This window comes from Pseudomonas kermanshahensis (assembly GCF_014269205.2).
Lineage (GTDB): Bacteria > Pseudomonadota > Gammaproteobacteria > Pseudomonadales > Pseudomonadaceae > Aquipseudomonas > Aquipseudomonas kermanshahensis.
The window spans coordinates 174,520-193,436 of record NZ_JABWRY020000001.1 but is presented as its reverse complement, the minus strand read 5'-3'; the positions used below and the strand labels follow the sequence as shown (position 1 = coordinate 193,436).

General features: G+C 63.1%; 14 protein-coding genes and 1 pseudogene. 12 read left to right on the top strand and 3 right to left on the bottom strand.

All coding sequences use genetic code 11. The annotated features are described in order from the left end of the window. Positions 1-42: 42 nt before the first annotated feature. On the bottom strand, positions 43-2,049 hold the full coding sequence (locus HU764_RS00975) for a sigma-54-dependent Fis family transcriptional regulator (protein ID WP_186703996.1): 2,007 nt from the start codon (positions 2,047-2,049) through the stop codon (positions 43-45). A 255-nt stretch (positions 2,050-2,304) separates the two neighbouring features. Here HU764_RS00975 and exaC point away from each other — a divergent pair, with 255 nt between their 5' ends. From exaC to HU764_RS00930, 9 genes are all read left to right on the top strand, one after another. Beyond that, the gene (exaC, locus tag HU764_RS00970; RefSeq protein ID WP_186703995.1) at positions 2,305-3,825 is read left to right on the top strand and encodes an acetaldehyde dehydrogenase ExaC; all 1,521 of its coding nucleotides are present in this window, start codon (positions 2,305-2,307) and stop codon (positions 3,823-3,825) included. 166 nt (positions 3,826-3,991) lie between these two features. Continuing rightward, entirely contained in the window at positions 3,992-5,440 is a 1,449-nt protein-coding gene (gene eat / locus HU764_RS00965; RefSeq protein WP_099428234.1) for an ethanolamine permease, read from the top strand. 49 nt (positions 5,441-5,489) lie between these two features. Further along, positions 5,490-6,884, top strand: coding sequence for an ethanolamine ammonia-lyase subunit EutB (locus tag HU764_RS00960; RefSeq protein ID WP_027594933.1), 1,395 nt, complete (start codon positions 5,490-5,492; stop codon positions 6,882-6,884). Between the two features lie 8 nt (positions 6,885-6,892). Then, a complete protein-coding gene (eutC, locus tag HU764_RS00955; protein WP_099430860.1) occupies positions 6,893-7,711 on the top strand; it encodes an ethanolamine ammonia-lyase subunit EutC in 819 nt (272 codons plus the stop codon). Between the two features lie 108 nt (positions 7,712-7,819). Further along, complete coding sequence (locus tag HU764_RS00950; protein WP_027594931.1) at positions 7,820-8,278, top strand: GNAT family N-acetyltransferase; 459 nt, start codon at positions 7,820-7,822, stop codon at positions 8,276-8,278. A 258-nt stretch (positions 8,279-8,536) separates the two neighbouring features. Then, positions 8,537-9,184, top strand: a complete 648-nt coding sequence (locus tag HU764_RS00945) for a DedA family protein (protein WP_027594930.1) — start codon at positions 8,537-8,539, stop codon at positions 9,182-9,184. Between the two features lie 8 nt (positions 9,185-9,192). Next, the gene (locus HU764_RS00940) at positions 9,193-10,008 is read left to right on the top strand and encodes a M90 family metallopeptidase (protein WP_186682137.1); all 816 of its coding nucleotides are present in this window, start codon (positions 9,193-9,195) and stop codon (positions 10,006-10,008) included. 92 nt (positions 10,009-10,100) lie between these two features. Next, complete coding sequence (ppa, locus tag HU764_RS00935) at positions 10,101-10,628, top strand: inorganic diphosphatase (RefSeq protein WP_016497835.1); 528 nt, start codon at positions 10,101-10,103, stop codon at positions 10,626-10,628. 376 nt (positions 10,629-11,004) lie between these two features. Continuing rightward, complete coding sequence (locus HU764_RS00930; RefSeq protein ID WP_186682139.1) at positions 11,005-11,706, top strand: LexA family transcriptional regulator; 702 nt, start codon at positions 11,005-11,007, stop codon at positions 11,704-11,706. 321 nt (positions 11,707-12,027) lie between these two features. Here HU764_RS00930 and HU764_RS00925 read toward each other — a convergent pair whose 3' ends face one another. Next, on the bottom strand, positions 12,028-14,967 hold the full coding sequence (locus HU764_RS00925; protein WP_225935601.1) for a TonB-dependent receptor: 2,940 nt from the start codon (positions 14,965-14,967) through the stop codon (positions 12,028-12,030). A 188-nt stretch (positions 14,968-15,155) separates the two neighbouring features. On the opposite strand from HU764_RS00925, the gene HU764_RS00920 reads away from it, so the two are divergent. The 3 genes from HU764_RS00920 to HU764_RS00910 are packed head-to-tail and all read left to right on the top strand — an operon-like array spanning position 15,156 to position 17,556. Continuing rightward, positions 15,156-15,695 carry a sigma-70 family RNA polymerase sigma factor gene (locus tag HU764_RS00920; protein ID WP_186703993.1) on the top strand — a complete coding sequence of 180 codons (540 nt, stop codon included), beginning with the start codon at positions 15,156-15,158 and terminating at the stop codon, positions 15,693-15,695. After that, on the top strand, positions 15,688-16,635 hold the full coding sequence (locus tag HU764_RS00915) for a FecR domain-containing protein (protein ID WP_186703992.1): 948 nt from the start codon (positions 15,688-15,690) through the stop codon (positions 16,633-16,635). The genes HU764_RS00920 and HU764_RS00915 overlap by 8 nt, the downstream gene beginning before the upstream one ends. Before the next feature lie 30 nt (positions 16,636-16,665). After that, positions 16,666-17,556 carry an alpha/beta hydrolase gene (locus HU764_RS00910; RefSeq protein WP_186682145.1) on the top strand — a complete coding sequence of 297 codons (891 nt, stop codon included), beginning with the start codon at positions 16,666-16,668 and terminating at the stop codon, positions 17,554-17,556. Between the two features lie 113 nt (positions 17,557-17,669). Here HU764_RS00910 and HU764_RS00905 read toward each other — a convergent pair. Further along, a pseudogene (locus HU764_RS00905) lies at positions 17,670-18,874 on the bottom strand (RtcB family protein). Positions 18,875-18,917 lie beyond the last annotated feature (43 nt).

Here is an 18,917-nt window from a genome sequence, read left to right as displayed (position 1 = left end):
CAGGGTAGCCCAGGGCGCGGGAAATCGCACCCGCTGTTTCGCTCAGCCGACCCGGGTGATGCCGTGTTTGCGCAGTTTTCGATACAAGGTATTGCGGCTGATGCCCAGATGCTCGGCAACGCGGGTCAAGTGCCAGCGGTTTGCCTCCAGCACTGACAGCAGCGCTTCGCACTCAGCGTCCTCAAGGCGCACTGGCGCGCGCTTGTGGGTGAGACTATTTTGCTCCTCGTGTGGGAGCGGGCTTGCCCCGCGAACACCGGCAAAGCCGGTGCCATCCACCGCGTTGCCTGCTTCGCGCGGCAAGCCCGCCCCCACAGGGGCCGCATGACTCCGGAAAGTCGCGGGCAGGTCGGAGAACCCGATGTAGGTGTTATCGCAAAGCGCCACGAGCGTGCGCAATACATTGCGCATCTGCCGCACGTTCCCCGGCCAGGCAAAGTCCAGCAACGCCTGACGCGCACTGGGCTCTAGTTCAACCCGTTGTCCCTGGGCTTCCTGACGCAGCAAAAAGTCCAGCAACTGGCCCTTGTCACTGCGCTCGCGCACTGAGGGCAAGGCCACCTCCAGCCCGTTCAGCCGGTAATACAGGTCTTCGCGGAAGCTGCCCTGCGCCACCCGCTCCAGCAGGTCGCGGTGGGTGGCACTGACGATGCGCACGTCCACGGCCTGGGGCTCGCCGCCAATCGGCACCACCTGGCGCTCTTCCAAGACCCGCAACAGGCGCGTCTGCAAGGCCAGTGGCATGTCACCAATCTCGTCCAGCAACAACGTGCCGCCATCGGCCTGCAGCAGCTTGCCGCGCATGCCTTCCTTGCGTGCGCCGGTAAAGCTGCCACCGCGGTAACCGAACAGCTCGCTTTCGATCAGGCTCTCTGGGATCGAGGCGCAGTTGATCGCCACGAACGGCTTGCCGCGACGCAGGCTGGCCTGGTGCACGGCCTGGGCGAATGCCTCCTTGCCGCAACCGGTCTCGCCACGCAACAGCAGCGGCACATCGCGCTCGAATACCCGCACGCAGCGGCGGAAGTCGTTTTGCAACGCCGGGTCGAGCAGGCAGATGCCTGGCGCTTCAGCACGCTGGGGCTGGGGCTGGCTGAGCGGTACTGACCATACCGGCGTACGCGCCTGGCCTCGCAGGCTGGCAAACACCTGGCGGCCGTCGCGTGTCTGCAATGGCCAAACAGTACTGCCGCCCGGCACGGCGCGGCTGAACAGTTCGTCGTGGCTGCAGGCAAAAAACCGCTCCACCGGTTGCCCCAGCACGCCACCGCGAACGGTGCCCAACAGGTTGAGCGCGCTCTGGTTGGCGGCGCAAATCCGCCCGTCACCCTCGAAGGCCAGCAAGCCCTCGCTGAACAAGCCGACCGACTCAGCCTGCAGATGAAAGCGCAGCAGCCACTGCTGCTGAAAATGACGCAGGAAATAACAGCTCTCGATCATCTTCGCCGAGAGGTTGACCAAGGCCATGGTGTGGAACTGGCTCTGCCGCGACACATCGGGCCGCGCCGACGACACGTCGAGTACCGCCAGCAGTTCGCCATGCGGGTCGAACACCGGGCTTGCCGAGCACGTCAGGCCGGTGTGGCGGCCACGAAAGTGTTCGTGCTGATGAATGGTCAGGGCCTGGCGCTCGACCAGGCAGGTGCCGATACCGTTGGTGCCTTCGCGCGCCTCGCTCCAGTCGGCGCCCAGCCACAGCCCTGCCCGCTCGAAGATGCGCCGCTCGCTGGGGGCGCTGACACAGTTGAGGATCACCCCGCGGGCATCGGTCAGCAGCACCGCATGGCCAGCGCCAGAGAGCTGCTGATGCAGGCTGTTCATCTCGGCGTCGGCAATTTTCAGCACCTGGTGCAGGCGCTCGCGGGTTTCCAGCAAGCGCCCGTGTTCAAGCACCACGGGGGCCTCGATCAGCGTCGGGTCGAGGTGGTAATCCTCGAGGCAGCGCAGCCAGGACCGGGCGATCGCCGGGTCACTGCCGCCCGCCCCGGCTTCACCGTGGGCAACGGTATGCACTTGCTGGGCATGGCGACTCAAGTGATTGCTCTGCATGTGTTGTGGTTCTCCGCAGATCGAGCGTTCAGCCAGCATCCTCCACCCGGCGGGCCTTTGCAATGCACCTGCCGGCAGCGTGTCGCAAATGGCACAAAGTGTCACACAGGCCGTACCACGGCTGGCACAGCGGGCTTTCACAGCCCCCTGAAAATTACCCTAAGTGCTTGATTTAGCAGAACCTCAAAACACTGGCCCAACCTTTGCTCTACGCTTTTCAACTCCCTAACAAACACAATAGCCAGGAGACACACCATGCGTTACGCACATCCCGGTACCGAAGGCGCGAAGGTTACCTTCAAGAGCCGCTACGGCAACTACATCGGTGGTGAATTCGTAGCTCCGGTCAAGGGGCAGTACTTCGAAAACACCTCCCCGGTGAATGGCAAGCTGATCGCAGAGTTTCCCCGCTCCACTGCCGAAGACATCGACAAAGCCCTGGATGCCGCCCACGCCGCCGCCGATGCCTGGGGCCGCACGTCCGTTCAGGACCGCTCCAACGTGCTGCTGAAAATCGCCGACCGCATCGAGCAGAACCTTGAAGTCCTGGCCATTACCGAAACCTGGGACAACGGCAAGCCAATCCGCGAAACCCTCAACGCCGACATCCCGCTGGCGGTCGATCACTTCCGTTACTTCGCCGGTTGCATCCGCGCCCAAGAGGGCGGCGCCGCCGAAATCAACGAAGGCACCGTCGCCTATCACATTCACGAGCCTCTGGGCGTGGTCGGGCAGATCATCCCGTGGAACTTCCCGCTGCTGATGGCCGCGTGGAAACTCGCCCCAGCCCTGGCCGCAGGCAACTGCGTGGTGCTCAAACCCGCCGAGCAGACCCCGCTGGGCATCACCGTACTGATGGAGCTGATCGGCGACCTGCTGCCCAAAGGCGTGCTCAACGTCGTCCAAGGGTACGGCCGCGAAGCGGGCGAAGCGCTGGCCACCAGCAAACGCATCGCCAAAATCGCCTTCACCGGTTCGACCCCGGTCGGCTCGCACATCATGAAATGCGCCGCCGAAAACATCATCCCGTCCACCGTCGAGTTGGGCGGCAAGTCGCCTAACGTGTACTTCGAAGACATCATGCAGGCCGAGCCGAGCTTCATCGAGAAGGCCGCCGAAGGCATGGTGCTGGCATTCTTCAACCAAGGCGAAGTGTGCACCTGCCCGTCGCGTGCCCTGGTGCAGGAGTCGATCTACCCGCAGTTCATGGAAGTGGTGATGAAGAAGGTCCTGCAGATCAAGCGTGGCGATCCGCTGGACACCGACACCATGGTCGGCGCCCAGGCGTCGCAACAGCAGTTCGAGAAGATCCTGTCGTACCTGGAAATCGCCAAGGAAGAAGGCGCTGAGCTGCTGACCGGCGGCAAGGTGGAAAAACTCGAAGGCGCGCTGTCGACCGGCTACTACATCCAGCCGACCCTGCTCAAGGGCAACAACAAGATGCGCGTTTTCCAGGAAGAAATCTTCGGCCCGGTGGTCAGCGTCACCACCTTCAAGGACGAAGCCGAAGCCCTGGCGATTGCCAACGACACCGAGTTCGGCCTGGGTGCCGGTGTGTGGACCCGCGACATCAACCGCGCCTATCGCATGGGCCGTGGCATCAAGGCTGGCCGCGTATGGACCAACTGCTACCACCTGTACCCGGCGCATGCCGCGTTTGGCGGTTACAAGAAGTCCGGCGTTGGGCGTGAGACCCACAAGATGATGCTCGATCACTACCAGCAGACCAAGAACCTGCTGGTGAGTTACGACATCAATCCGTTGGGCTTCTTCTAAACCTGAGATGGCTGCGGGGGCTGCTTTGCAGCCCACCGCAGCGGTTCGTCACCACCACAAGCCAGCGCGGTTCCCGTGCACGAACCGCTCTGGCTCACTTCCTGCAGTACCTATCACCATGGGCTGGAAGTCCCTCCGGCCACCAAGAAAAACAACAGGTGAAACTATGCCAAGCGATCATTCCGGTAATGTGCCGGCAGGCTCTTCTGTCGACTTCGAAAAAGTCGGTTCGGACTATTTCCAGCAACGTGAACTGAAAAAAGGCGCAGCCGGCTGGGTGCTGTTGGTCGGCCTCGGGGTCGCCTATGTGATCTCCGGCGACTACGCCGGGTGGAACTTCGGCCTGGCCCAAGGCGGCTGGGGCGGCATGTTCCTCGCCACCCTGCTGATGGCCACCATGTACCTGTGCATGTGCTTCTCGTTGGCCGAGCTGTCGTCGATGATCCCCACTGCAGGCGGCGGTTACGGCTTTGCCCGCAGCGCCTTTGGCCCATGGGGCGGTTTTCTTACCGGCACGGCCATCCTCATCGAATATGCCATTGCCCCGGCGGCCATCGCTGTGTTCATCGGCGCCTATTGTGAGTCACTGTTCGGCATCGGCGGCTGGGTCATCTACCTGGCGTTCTACATCGTGTTCATCGGCATCCACATCTTCGGCGTCGGCGAAGCGCTGAAGCTGATGTTCATCATCACCGCCATTGCCGCCATTGCCTTGGGCGTGTTCCTGGTGAGCATGGTGCCCCATTTTGATGCAGCCAACCTGTTCGACATCGCCAAGACCGACGCCGCCGGCGCCAGCAGTTTCCTGCCGTTCGGCTATGTCGGCGTGTGGGCCGCAATCCCTTACGCCATCTGGTTCTTCCTCGCTGTCGAAGGCGTGCCGCTGGCCGCCGAAGAAACCAAAAACCCGAAACGCGACCTGCCCCGCGGCCTGATCGGCGCGATGCTGGTGCTGCTGGCCTTCGCCCTGCTGATTCTGGTGATCGGCCCTGGCGCGGCGGGCTCCGAAGCGCTCAAGGCCTCCGGTAACCCACTGGTCGAGGCACTGTCCAAAGCCTATGGCGGCTCCACCTGGATGGGCAGCTTCGTCAACCTGGTCGGCCTGGCTGGCCTGATTGCCAGCTTCTTCTCGATCATCTATGCCTACTCGCGGCAGATCTTCGCGCTGTCCCGCGCCGGCTACCTGCCGCGCAAACTCTCCGAGACCAACAAAAGCAAGGCGCCGGTCCTGGCCCTGATCATCCCCGGCCTCATCGGTTTCGGGCTGTCGCTGACCGGCCAGGGCGACCTGCTGATTCTGGTCGCGGTGTTCGGCGCCACGCTGTCCTACGTGCTGATGATGGCTGCACACATCACCCTGCGCATCCGCCGTCCGAAAATGGAACGCCCGTATCGCACTCCGGGCGGCGTCTTCACTTCGGGCGTAGCCCTGGTACTGGCGTGCATCGCCGTGGTGGCGGGCTTCCTGGTCGACCCGCGGGTTGTGATTGGCGCCGCGGTGATCTATGGAGTATTAATTGCCTACTTTGCGTTCTACAGCCGCCACCACCTGGTAGCGGGCACACCGGAAGAGGAATTCGCCGCGATCCAGAAGGCCGAAGAGGCCTTGCACTGAACGCCGACACCCGCCGCGGGCCAGCCCCGCGGCGCTCTGGAGAATCTGTATGGCAAGTTTCGTACACACGGTAGGCCACCTGGTCTACCGCTTCGACAGCCTCAAGGACGTGATGGCCAAGGCCAGCCCCGCGCGTTCTGGGGATTTCCTGGCCGGTGTCGCCGCCAGCAACGACGGTGAGCGGGTCGCCGCGCAGATGGCCTTGGCCAACATCCCGCTGACGCACTTTTTGACCGAGGCGCTGATCCCCTATGAAGAGGATGAGGTCACCCGCCTGATCATCGACACTCACGACGCCCAAGCCTTTGCACCGGTCAGCCACCTCACCGTGGGCGGCCTGCGCGACTGGCTGCTCAGCGAAGAAGCCGACGAAGACAGCCTGCGCGCGCTGGCGCCGGGCCTGACACCGGAAATGGCGGCGGCGGTGTCGAAGATCATGCGCGTCCAGGACCTGATCCTGGTGGCGCAGAAGATCCGCGTGGTTACCCGTTTCCGCGGCACCATGGGCCTGCGCGGGCGCCTGTCGACCCGCCTGCAACCCAACCACCCGACCGACGAACCCGCCGGCATCGCCGCCAGCATCCTCGACGGCCTGCTGTACGGCAACGGCGACGCCATGATCGGCATCAACCCGGCCACCGACAGCATCGCCTCGATCTGTGCCCTGCTGGAAATGCTCGATGCAATCATCCAGCGCTACGACATCCCCACCCAGGCCTGCGTGCTGACCCATGTCACCACCTCGATCGAAGCGATCAACCGTGGCGTGCCGCTGGACCTGGTGTTCCAGTCGATCGCCGGTACCGAAGCTGCCAACGCAGGCTTTGGCATCAACCTCAACGTATTGCAGGAGGGTTACGAAGCGGGCCTGTCGCTCAAGCGCGGCACCCTTGGGCAAAACCTCATGTATTTCGAGACCGGCCAGGGCAGCGCCCTGTCCGCCAACGCCCACCACGGCGTCGACCAGCAGACCTGCGAAACCCGTGCCTACGCCGTGGCCCGGCACTTCAAGCCGTTTCTGGTCAATACCGTGGTCGGTTTCATCGGCCCGGAGTACCTGTACAACGGCAAGCAGATCATCCGCGCCGGCCTCGAGGACCACTTTTGCGGCAAGCTGCTGGGCGTGCCGATGGGTTGCGACATCTGCTATACCAACCACGCCGAAGCCGACCAGGACGACATGGACACCCTGCTGACCTTGCTGGGTGTGGCCGGGATCAACTTCATCATGGGCATCCCCGGCTCCGACGACATCATGCTCAACTACCAGACCACGTCGTTCCATGACGCGCTGTATGCGCGCCAGACCCTGGGCCTGAAGCCCGGCCCCGAATTTGAAGCATGGCTGGCGCGCACCGGCATCTTTACCCAGGCCGATGGCCGGGTGCGCTTTGGTGACAACCTGCCGCCGGCGTTCCGCCAGGCGTTGGCACAGCTTGCATAGGGATGACCATGGACCCTCGCACCGTAACCCCCGACAACCCCTGGCTGGCCCTGCGTACCCTGACCCCGGCGCGTATCGCCCTGGGCCGCACCGGCACCAGCCTGCCGACCGGCGCCCAACTGGACTTCCAGTTCGCACATGCCCAGGCCCGTGATGCCGTGCACCTGCCCTTCGACCATGCCGGGCTGACCGCCCAGCTCAGTGACCGCGGGCGCGACAGCCTGGTGTTGCACAGCGCCGCCCACGACCGCGACCAATATTTGCAGCGCCCGGACCTGGGCCGGCGGCTGAACGAAGACTCGATCGAAACCCTGCGCCAGCATGCCCAGGCCAACCCGGGCGGTGTCGACTTGGCCATCGTCGTCGCTGACGGCCTCTCGGCCCTCGCCGTGCACCGCCATACCCTGCCGTTTCTGACCCGTTTCGAGGAACAGGCCGCTGCCGACGGCTGGACCAGCGCCCCGGTGGTGCTGGTGGAACAGGGCCGCGTGGCCGTGGCCGATGAGGTTGGCGAGTTACTGGGCGCACGGATGACCGTGATGTTGATCGGCGAGCGCCCGGGGTTGAGCTCGCCCGACAGCCTCGGCCTGTATTTCACCTACGCGCCGCGGGTCGGCCTGACTGACGCCTACCGCAACTGCATCTCCAACGTGCGCCTTGAGGGCTTGAGCTATGGCATGGCGGCCCACCGCTTGCTGTACCTGATGCGTGAAGCGTGTCGCCGGCAGCTTTCCGGGGTGAATCTGAAGGACGAAGCCGAGGTCCATAGCCTGGAGAGCGATACCCCCGCCAGCCAAAAAGGAAACTTTCTGCTCGGAAAAGGGTAAAAATCATGTCACGGAAGGCGGATTGCGCTTCTCGCACGCATTAGGCAGCATGCTGTTGAGAGCGGCTGGCAATCCGCTGTTTCCCCAAATGGATCCTGAGGGCCGCACATGCGTATCATCAAGGCAACCCTGGAACACCTCGACCTGCTGACCCCCCTGTTCGTCAAATACCGCGAGTTCTATGGGCAATTGCCCTACCCGGACAGCTCACGCAGCTTTCTGGAAAAGCGCCTGAAGCGGGACGAGTCGGTGATTTACCTGGCACTGGCGGATGACGATGCCAACAAGTTGCTCGGTTTCTGCCAGCTGTATCCAAGCTTTTCGTCGCTGTCGCTCAAACGCGTGTGGATTCTCAATGACATCTATGTGGCCGAAGACTCGCGACGCATGCTGGTGGCCGACCACCTGATGCGCGAGGCCAAGAAGATGGCTAAAGAGACCAACGCCGTGCGGATGCGGGTGTCGACCAGCGCCAACAATGAGGCAGCGCAAAAGACCTACGAGTCCATCGGCTTTCGCAAGGACACCGAGTTCGAGAGCTACATCCTGCCAATCCATCAGGATTGACCTGCGCAGGCCTTATCACCTGTACCTGTAGGAGCAGCCTTGTGCTGCTCCTACAAGGATCGCGCATGGCCAGAGGTATGGGTGGGCCTGCCGAGTGAAGTCGGTACAGGCAGCATGAATCTTCCCCTTCCGTAACCCGCCGCTACAAACTCCCCGGGCATGATCCTCACTTCGCCGTATAATGCCCCACTTGTCATGTGTGAAAATTTACCCATCCCCTGGTAACCGAGCCTACGCCCCAGAACACAGGTGCTGTACATGGATTTCAACCCGCTGGACCTTATCCTGCATCTCGATGCCTACCTCGATCTGCTGGTCACCAATTACGGTCCCTGGATCTACGCCATCCTGTTCACCGTGATCTTCTGCGAAACCGGCCTGGTGGTGATGCCGTTCCTGCCAGGTGATTCGCTGTTGTTCATCGCCGGCGCCGTGGCGGCCGGTGGCGGCATGGACCCAGTCCTGCTGGCGGGCCTGCTGATGGCGGCGGCGATCCTGGGCGACAGTACCAACTACGTGATTGGCCGAACGGCCGGCGAGCGGTTGTTCAACAATCCCAATTCGAAGATCTTCCGCCGCGACTACCTGCAGCGCACCCACGAATTCTATGAACGCCATGGTGGCAAGACCGTGACCCTGGCGCGCTTCCTGCCGATTCTGCGTACCTTCGCGCCGTTCGTCGCCGGTATTGCCCACATGCACTACCCGCGTTTCCTGGGCTTCAGTGTCGCCGGTTCGTTGCTGTGGGTCGGAGGCCTGGTGACGCTGGGCTACTTCTTCGGCAATGTACCGTTCATCAAGCAGCACCTGTCGCTGATGGTGGTCGGTATCATCTTCCTGTCGCTGGTGCCGATGGTGCTCGGCCTGCTGCGCGGTCGCCTGGGCCGTGCTGCCAAGGCTCACTGACCCCAGCCATGTGGTCTTTCAGCGCCTGGCGGCGTCGGCGCACCCTGAAGCGCTACCCAATCACAACCGAGCAATGGCAGGCGGTTCGCCAACACCTGCCGTTGCTCGACGGTATCAGCGATGAAGAAGATCGCTGGTTGCGTGAAGCCTGCATCCTGTTTTTGCTTGAAAAGCACCTGACCACCCTGCCCGGTGTCGAGCTAAGCGATGAGCAGCGCCTGTTCCTCGCAGCCCAGGCGCAGCTGCCACTGCTGCACCTGGGTGACCTGAACTGGTACCAGGGTTTCCACGAAATCATCCTCTACCCCGACGACTTCAAAAGCCCTCAGCGCCACCGCGATGCCAGTGGTGTGGAGCATGTGTGGGACGGCGAACACAGCGGTGAAGCCTGGCAACAGGGGCCGGTTATCCTGGCCTGGAACGGGGTGCTGGCCAGTGGTGGTTGGGAGGCCTATAACCTGGTCATCCATGAGTTGGCGCACAAGCTCGACATGCTCAATGGCGACGCCAACGGCCTGCCGCCGCTGCACAGTGGCATGCCCGTGGATGAGTGGGCGACGGCCATGCAACAGGCCTATGACGACCTCAACCGCCAGCTGGACCTGAACCCCGACGCTGAAACCGCCATCGACCCCTACGCGGCAGAAAACCCTGCAGAATTCTTCGCCGTCACCAGCGAATACTTCTTCAGCGCCCCCGACCTGTTGCAGCAGGCGTATCCGCAGGTTTACCAGCAACTGTCGCTGTTCTACCGCCAAGACCCACTGGCGCGCCTGAGTCAGTTGCAGGCCCAACACCCCGATTACCGCGAAGGCCACGCCTGACGCGGCCGCACATCAGGCCAGGCGTGGCATGCCCATGCGGAATGTGCCTATAATCGCCGCCACTTTTTGGTCAACTACGGGGGCACTGCCCAATGAGCTACAGCAAGATTCCGGCGGGCAAAGACCTGCCGAACGACATCTACGTCGCCATCGAGATCCCGGCCAACCACGCGCCGATCAAATACGAGATCGACAAGGACAGCGACACCCTGTTCGTCGACCGCTTCATGGCTACCCCGATGTTCTACCCAGCCAACTATGGCTTCATCCCGAACACCCTGGCCGACGACGGTGATCCGCTCGACGTGCTGGTCGTGACCCCATACCCAGTTGCCCCAGGCTCGGTCATCCGTGCCCGCCCGGTTGGCATCCTGAACATGACCGACGACGGCGGCGGCGACGCCAAAGTCATCGCTGTGCCGCACGACAAGCTGTCGCAGCTGTATGTCGACGTCAAGGAATACACCGACCTGCCAGCCCTGCTGATCCAGCAGATCGAGCACTTCTTCGCGAACTACAAAGATCTCGAGAAGGGCAAGTGGGTCAAGATCGAAGGCTGGGACGGCGCCGACGCCGCCCGTGCTGCGATCACCAAGTCGGTCGCTGCCTACAAAGGCTGATACCGACTGCTGAAAAACCCCGCCTCGGCGGTAATGCTGTTCACTTAAGAATGCCGGGGCCGCTCTGCGGCCCATCGCGGCACAAGGCCGCTCCCACACCGACCGCGTTATGCCCCTATTTACAGGGCATGCGCGAACATTGTGGGAGCGGCCTTGTGCCGCGATGGGCCGCAAAGCGGCCCCAATACAGGCGATGGATAACTTAAGAGAACAGCATTACGCCTCGGCGGGGTTTTTTATGCGCGAGGGAACACCCTTCCAGTAAAAATTCCTACATCGCCCTACTCCAACGCCCTACAACCAAGCACCTTTCGCACAAGCCGCATCAACATCCGGTTCATATGCCAGCTGGCACCCGGCCGCTACACTCGCGGCCATGAACACATCCGGTGACCGCCTCAAAGCCCTGCTGCACGAATGTGGCTTGACCCCTTCCGATTTCGCTGCCCAACGCAGCGTCACACCCCAGCACGTCAACAACTGGTTCAGACGGGGTGTTCCGTTGGCTCGCCTCGATGAAATGGCCGACTTGTTCTGCGTGCATCGCCGTTGGCTGCGCAGCGGCGAAGGCCCCAAGCACCCCAACCCGATTTTGCGCAGCGGCCCGCCACGGCCACCGCACACCAACCCGCCCACCCCGCTGTCAGCACACAGCGGCCGGCTGCTGCAGGTGCCGTTTTACGCACTGCAGCACGGCCTGCTTGTCCCCGTGGCCAACCATCACCTGCGCCTGCCCACCACGGCGTTAAAGGCGCTGGGCGTTGCTGCGCAAAATGCCATCTGCCTGGCCATGCCTGCCGCCAACATGGCTCCGCTGATTCCGCTGGAGGCCACCTTGGCGGTAGACCTGAGCATGACCGAAGTCATGGAGGGCGAGACCTATGCCTTGCTGCACAACGGTACCCTGAGGGTGAACAACCTCAGCCTCGGCCCGCACGGCACCCTGTACCTACACAGCCATGACCGACGCAACTACGCCGTCGAGCGCTACACCCGCGCCCAGCGCCAGGCCCAAGGCCTGGAGATTCTCGGCTGGGTCTTCCACTGGTCGCACTTCCGCCGCCATCGCCCCAGCTGAAACACCCTGTGCCATTTTTTGCTGGGCATCCTGCGCAAGCCCTTGTATGCTACGCGGCACATTTAGCCCCGACCGGCGCAAGCCGCGGTCCAGAGGGCTCGGCGACACCCCACACGGGCGTTGACCATCTCTATCAGGTCCTTGTGACCACACAGTTAAGGCGGTTGCGGCTTACCATAAATTAGTCGGAAGCGTCCCCGAGAAGCCGGCCACAAGCCGGCTTTTTAATGCCTGCTTGAAAGCCATCCCCTACTAAAACCGGTTTAGCAAGACCACTCAAAGGCGATGGCAAACCCACCGTGCCACCGCCCTCACCTACCTTCAAAACCTAGTCACCACCCCCATCCGTACCGTCCGCCCAGGAGCCGGCATGAAGCTCTGCGCCAGCGGGTCCAGGTAATAGCGATCGGTCAGGTTCTGCAGCGAAACATTCACCTCGGTGTTCTCAAGCAGCGTGTACTTGAGGAACAGATCGAACAGCGCCACCGAGCGGTATTCGATCTGCGGCGTGGTAGCGCCGGACTGCCAGGGCTTGTCGAGGGTACTGGTAGGCCCGGAGGTGTAGGTCACGCGCCCGCCTACCGTCAATGCTTCGTCGAAGAAACGCAAGCCAGTGGTCAGGTTGGCGGAGAACCGTGGTGGGTTCTGGGTGTTGGTGTAGGAGCCCATGTAGCTGCCCGGTGTGCAGTTTGGCGTGTCTTGGGTCTTCTGGTACGGGTTGGCGGTGGCGCGCAGTTTGCCGGCAAAGTCCGCGTCGCAGGTCTCGGTCTTGAGGTAGTAGGTGGCCGAGAGGTCGGCGAACACACGGCCGGTATCGTAGTTTGACTGCAGTTCAAGGCCGCGGGTGCTGAAGCTGTCGGTGTTGCTGAAGCTCATCTGGCCCCACAGGCCAGGGCTCGGGTCGTAATAGCGGGTGATGTAGTGCTTGATCTTGTTGTCGAAGAAGGCCAGCTTGATCGCGGCTGAGTCGTGATCGGTAAAGAGGTTGTCGCGCAAGGCGCTGACGCCGATTTCCCAGCTCTGCGAGCGCTCGGGCTTGAGGCTTTTGCCGGGGCTGACTTGCTGGGTGCCCTGGCTGGTCTCGAACAGTGACGGCAGGCGCAGGCCTTGGGTGTAGGTGACATAGAAGTACGTGTCGGGCATCAGCTCGACATTGATGCCGAATGCCGGCGAAAAGCCGCCACCGCTGCTGCTGCCCTGCGGGGTATGGTCGTAGCCTGTGACCACGCTGCTGATGCTTTCGGGGCTGACCTGAACGCTGGTCGCGCCGAAGTCATTGAAGCGCACACCGTTGAACGGCTCGTTGCTGTTGCCGAAGACGATGCCGTTGTTCAGCCGGGGGTCGGTGGCGTCGGTGTACTGGCCGTTCTGGTCGGGGAACCAGGTCATGCTGCCCCAGCCCTTGGGGCCACTCGCCGAGATGTAGCGCACGTCGCGATCCTCACGGCGGGCGGTGGCCAACACGGTATTGTCTTTGGTGCGGAAGTGGCTGTAACGGCCCCCGCCCCACAGGGTCAATTGCTCGATCGGCTGGTACTCGAGCTTGCCGTTGAAGCTGAATTCCTGCCGCGAAGCATCACGCAGGGTGCGGTTGGCATCGACGTCGTGCTGGGTGATCAGCACGCTTTTCTGCGGTTGCAGGTCTTCCAGCTGGAACGCACCGCCCAGGTCAAGCTTGAAATCGCCATGGGCCGTTTCGAACCTGGAGAGGTTGTTCAGGTCGCCGCCGATACGGCGGTTGTCCTGGCGTGTCCAACTGCGGTCAGAACGAAACAACTGGGACACCGGCGCCGTCCATGCCGAACTCAACGAGCTGGTCTTGGCGTCGGTCATCCATAGGTTACTGGTCAGGTCGACCCACGGGTTGCCGGCGGGCAAGTAGTGGTAGCGTGCGGTATAGGTATCGATCTTCACCTCGCCCAAGGGGTACTGATAAATACCGGCGGTACCGAAGCGGTAGATGTCAGAGGGCATGATCTCGGCAGTGCGCCCGTCGTAGCGGCGGTAGCCCAGGTCCAGGGTGTGATCGTCGGTTATCCGCCAGGTCGCCTTGAGCAGGTACGAGTCGGTTTTCGATGAGGCGTTGAGCACTTCCTCGCCCGCGTTGTAGGTCATCGCCACGCTGGGCTGCTCACTGCCGTAATCGTTGTAGAGGCGGTAGCGGTCCTGGCCTTTCTTGCCGGAGAAGTAGTTGCCTTGGTTGCGGTGCGCGTAGGCCGCCACCACATCCAGCTGTTCGGTGGTAAAGGCAAACGCGGCGCTGCCCGATTCGGCTTCAGAGCCGAACAGGCTGCCGCGGTTGTCGCGCGGAGGCGCCGACAGGCTTTCATCCTTGGAACTGGAACTGCGATGGGCGGGGGCTACGCCGTTGTCCCAGAGATCGCCCTTGAGACGCCCGCCAACCTGGTTGCCGTCGACCAGAATGTCCTGCACGCCGATCGTCTGCATTTCCACCGTGCCGCCAATCGCTCCGGATTTGGTTGACGGCCCTTTGTTCACGGTCAGGCTGCTGATCAGGTCGGAGTCGATGTAGCTGCGTTGCTGCGTGCCGCCATAACCGCGATAGACATCCAGGGCCTGCTCCGAGCCATCGACCTTCACCGCTACCCGGCTCTGCCCCTGGATACCGCGAATGTTGACGTCCAGGGCGCCGCCGTTGCGGGTGTCACCGACTTGCACACCCGGCACACCGTTGAGCAGGTCGCCCACGGAGACCCGGCCGAAGCGGTCGATCTGTTCGCTGCTCAGGTGCACCGATGAGCGTGGGGCCCGGTAAGTATCCGCCTGAGGCCCCTGTGCGGCAGCGTCGACCATCGTCGGCGATAACTCTGCTGCGGCACGCGTTGCAGCGCCCTGCGCCATCAGCACGTAGCTGCCGGTCGAACTCGCCACCAGCTGCAGCCCGGTATTGGCCAGCAACCGCTGGATGCCCTCACTGACGGTGTATCGCCCCTTCAGGGCCGGCGCCGTGCGCCCGCGGGTCAGGTCAGGATCATAAGACACCAGCAGCCCGGATTGGCTGGTGAAACTGCCCAGCGCTGCGCCCAGCGGGCCTTTGGCAATGTTGTAGTCACGCGGCGTGGCATCGTCCAGGCGGGTCGCGGCGACCGCAGCCGTGCCGGTGCCCTGGGCCAGGGCCAGGCTGCTGTTCAGCAAGCCGGCGCCACAGCAACTGATCATCGTGCAACGCAGGGCGAAGGTGATGGGCGACAGGCAAAGTCGAGGGCGTGGAGCAGGTGAAGGACAACGTACTGGGAGCATGCTTTTCTCGCTCGTAGGGTGTGCGCCCACCACTGGCTGCGGGCTGTTACCTCCTCTGTCGCACGAGATCGAAAAAAGGATATGCGTGCAGGGCCAGCGGCTGAATTTGCCGGTTCGGCCTTGTGATCTTAGCAATTCTAGTGATAATGGTTTTCATTTGCGACAGTCTTGTACCGACTCAACCCACGATGAATGCGCCCTTCTCCCCGCCGAACAGTACCGAGCCGTGCAGCGTCGAGACGTTGTACATCGAGAATCACGTCTGGTTACGCAACTGGCTCGCCTATCGGCTGAGGTCGTGGGGACGCGGGGTGGCCGATGACCTGGCGCATGATATTTTCCTGCGGGTGCTTACCAGCCGGGAGGGTGCGCGGGTCGAACCGATCCGTCAGCCACGCGCCTACCTAACCCGCATCGCCAATTGTGTGCTGGTCAGCTGGCGGCGCCGGCAGTCGCTGGAGCGTGCCTGGCTCGAGGCGTTGCTGCTGCTGCCAGAACCCGAGCACCCTTCGCCTGAACTGCAAAGCGTGATCCTCGAGACCCTGCACGAGATCGACACGCTGCTGGATACGCTGCGCCCCCGCGTGAGGCAGGCGTTTCTGATGGCAACGTTGGACGGCATGAAGCAGAAAGACATTGCCGTGGCCCTGAACATCGCGCTGCCGACGGTCAAGAAGTACATCCACGAGGCCTACCTGGCCTGCCTGACGCAGATGCCCGATGAATAACCGCACGGCCCCGCTTGACGATGCCATCCCCCAGCCAGTGCTGGCCCAAGCGGCCTCCTGGCTGATGCTGATGCAGGAAGCGCCGCTGCTACCAGCGCAACAGCGCGAATTGGAGCGCTGGCGGCGTGCCAGTGCTGAGCATGAACGGGCGTGGCAAAGGGCACAGCGCCTGCTAACACGCCTGGGCAGCCTGCCTCCAACGCTGGCCAAGCAGACCTTGGATCGCCCGACAGGCAGGCGCGCTGTGCTGCGCGGGCTGCTTCTGCTGATCGGTGCCGCACCGCTCAGCTGGTGGGCATGGCGCTCAGGCATTGGCAACGATTACCAGACGTCTGTGGGTGAACGCCAACACGCACGGCTCGCCGACGGCACACAGATCACCCTCAATAGCGACAGCGCCGTGGACGTGCTTTTCAACAGCGCGCAACGCTTGCTGCACCTGCGCCGTGGCGAGGTGTACATCGCGACCGCTGCCGACCCACGCCCGCTCATGGTACAGACCCAGCAAGGCCAACTGCGCGCGTTGGGTACGCGATTCAGCGTGCGCCAGCTGGCCGATGAAACCTTGCTAGCGGTGTACGAAGGCGCCGTACAGGTTCGCCCAGAACACGCCAGCGTGGCCCCTGGCGAAAACATCATCCGTGCTGGCCAGCAAGTCCGTTTCAGCCGCGAGCGCATGGGGCTCATCGAGGAGGCTCGGGAGACCACCCTGGCGTGGCGCAACGGCTTGCTGGTGGCCGACGACATGCCAGTACGGCTGTGGGCGCATGAGTTGATGCGCTACACCGACCAACAACTTGAGTGCGACCCCGTGCTGGGTGAGCTGCGAGTGTCTGGCACATTCCCCATCGATGACTTGCCGCTGGCCTTGGCCATGCTGGCACAGACCTACACGCTGCAGGTTCGACACACCGGCAGGCAGGTATTCATTAGCCGTTGATCAACACCAACGACCGAGCGAGATTCCCCGATGAGCAAAATGCCCCTGTACCTGGCCATGGCACTGGCCCTCGCTGCACCGGCAGCCCTGGCGCAACCAGTGCGCGATCAGAAAATGGACACGTCGCTGCTGCAGCGCCAGAACCTGGCCTATCGCTTCAGCCAGCATGACCTGGATTCAGCCGATGGCCAGCGCCATTACCGTCTATGGATCGGCCAGCCGAATCGCCCGGCGCCCGCGGCGGGCTACCCGGTGTTGTGGATGCTCGACGGCAACGCCGCGCTGGGTGCCCTGGACAGTGAACAACTGGGCAAGCTTGCCGCAGGCCAAGCCCCGTTGCTGGTCGCCGTGGGCTACCAGACCGACCAACGCATCGAACGTGCCGGGCGAACGTATGACTACACCCCCGCACTGCCTGGGCAAGCGGAACAGCGCGACCCGCTGACGGGCCAGCCCAGCGGTGGCGTGGAGGCGTTCTTCGACCTGCTGAGCCAGCGCATGCGGCCGATGGTCGCCGCTGTAGCGCCGATCGACCTGCAACGGCAAACACTGTGGGGGCATTCCTATGGTGGCCTGGCGGTGCTGCATGCACTGTTCACCCGGCCGGCCGAGTTCAGCGACTACGCGGCGGCCAGCCCATCGTTGTGGTGGCATGACGGGGCGATTGTGCGGGAAGCCCAGGGGCTGCAGCAGCGCTTGGGTGGCGGCCGCCCTAAGCTGTTGCTGATGCGCGGTGGCGATGAGTCGTCGAACCCGCGTGCAGCGGTGAAGGGCGACGCGGAGCGGCCGGCGCGGGAGCTGGTGGCGGACCTGGCCAAGGTGCCTGGGTTGCAGGTGCGCTTCGAGCGGTTCGACGGGTTGGGGCATGGGCCGATGTTGCCGGCCTCGCTGAAAAGCGTAATTGAAGGAATGTCTCGGTAAACCTGCGCGGGCCTCTTCGCGGGGCAAGCCCGCTCCCACAGGTTACCCCTCCGGTCCTGAGGGCAGTGCAGATTCTGTGAGCGCGGGCTTGCCCCGCGAAGAGGTCGGCCCAGTCAGCCCTTCACACACACCACCTGGCGCAGCGTGTGCACCACCTCCACCAGGTCGCGCTGCGCACGCATCACCGCATCGATGTCCTTGTAGGCCATCGGTATCTCATCGATCACCGCCTTGTCCTTGCGGCACTCCACATGCGCAGTGGCCCGCCGCTGGTCTTCCACAGTGAAGCGGCTTTTGGCCCGGGTTCGGCTCATCACTCGCCCGGCCCCATGGCTGCAAGAGCAGAACGCCTCTTCGTTGCCCAACCCGCGCACGATGAAACTCTTTGCCCCCATCGAGCCGGGGATGATGCCCAACTGCCCTTTCTGCGCCGACACCGCGCCCTTGCGCGTCACCAGCACTTCGCGCCCGAAATGCTGTTCGCGCTGCACATAGTTGTGGTGACAGTTCACCGCCTCCAGGCTGGCCTCGAACGGCCGGCCAAGCACCTTGCGGGTCGCGGCAACCACTGCCAGCATCATCAGTTCGCGGTTATGCCGGGCAAAGTCCTGCGCCCACTCAACCGCTTCGACGTAGTCGGCAAAGTGGCGGCTGCCTTCCTCGAAGTACGCCAGGTCCTTGTCCGGCAGGTTGGCCAGGTGCTGGCGCATGTCGGCATGGGCCAATTCGATGAACAGGTTGCCGATGGCATTGCCAACGCCACGCGAGCCGCTGTGCAACATGAACCACACGCGGTCGGCCTCATCCAGGCAAACCTCGATGAAGTGATTGCCGCCGCCCAGGGTGCCCAGGTGATGCCGGTTATTGGTTTTCTCCAGCCGCGGGTACTTGTCGGTGATGGTCTTGAAGCGCGTGGCCAGCGTTTGTCAGCTTTGGCTGGCACGTTGTCCCAGGCGCCTTGGTCGTGGCGGCCGAAGGTCTTGCCATGGGGCACGGCCTGCTCGATCGCCGTGCGCAAACCGTGCAGGTTGTCGGGCAGGTCGCGGGCATGCAGCGAAGTCCGCGCGGCGATCATGCCGCAGCCGATGTCCACGCCTACGGCGGCGGGGATGATCGCGCCAACGGTGGGGATCACGCTGCCGATGGTCGAGCCCTTGCCCAGGTGCACATCCGGCATCACGGCCAGGTGCTTGAAGATGAACGGCAATTTCGCCGTGTTCAGCAACTGCTGGCGCGCTTCGTCTTCGATCGGCACGCCGTCGGTCCACAACTTGATCGGCTTGCCGCCGGCGACCTGGAGAATGTCCATGCTGTCGATTCCGAATAGAACGTGCCTGCCATGATACCGCCGATGCTCGCCT

Coding starts and splice junctions, on each gene's coding strand:
- HU764_RS00960 (WP_027594933.1), top strand. CDS start 5,490: ATGGCAAGTTTCGTACACACGGTAGGCCACCTGGTCTACCGCTTCGAC.
- HU764_RS00910 (WP_186682145.1), top strand. CDS start 16,666: ATGAGCAAAATGCCCCTGTACCTGGCCATGGCACTGGCCCTCGCTGCA.
- exaC (WP_186703995.1), top strand. CDS start 2,305: ATGCGTTACGCACATCCCGGTACCGAAGGCGCGAAGGTTACCTTCAAG.
- HU764_RS00930 (WP_186682139.1), top strand. CDS start 11,005: ATGAACACATCCGGTGACCGCCTCAAAGCCCTGCTGCACGAATGTGGC.
- HU764_RS00975 (WP_186703996.1), bottom strand. CDS start 2,049: ATGCAGAGCAATCACTTGAGTCGCCATGCCCAGCAAGTGCATACCGTT.
- eat (WP_099428234.1), top strand. CDS start 3,992: ATGCCAAGCGATCATTCCGGTAATGTGCCGGCAGGCTCTTCTGTCGAC.
- eutC (WP_099430860.1), top strand. CDS start 6,893: ATGGACCCTCGCACCGTAACCCCCGACAACCCCTGGCTGGCCCTGCGT.
- HU764_RS00940 (WP_186682137.1), top strand. CDS start 9,193: ATGTGGTCTTTCAGCGCCTGGCGGCGTCGGCGCACCCTGAAGCGCTAC.
- HU764_RS00925 (WP_225935601.1), bottom strand. CDS start 14,967: ATGCTCCCAGTACGTTGTCCTTCACCTGCTCCACGCCCTCGACTTTGC.
- HU764_RS00920 (WP_186703993.1), top strand. CDS start 15,156: ATGAATGCGCCCTTCTCCCCGCCGAACAGTACCGAGCCGTGCAGCGTC.
- HU764_RS00945 (WP_027594930.1), top strand. CDS start 8,537: ATGGATTTCAACCCGCTGGACCTTATCCTGCATCTCGATGCCTACCTC.
- HU764_RS00950 (WP_027594931.1), top strand. CDS start 7,820: ATGCGTATCATCAAGGCAACCCTGGAACACCTCGACCTGCTGACCCCC.
- ppa (WP_016497835.1), top strand. CDS start 10,101: ATGAGCTACAGCAAGATTCCGGCGGGCAAAGACCTGCCGAACGACATC.
- HU764_RS00915 (WP_186703992.1), top strand. CDS start 15,688: ATGAATAACCGCACGGCCCCGCTTGACGATGCCATCCCCCAGCCAGTG.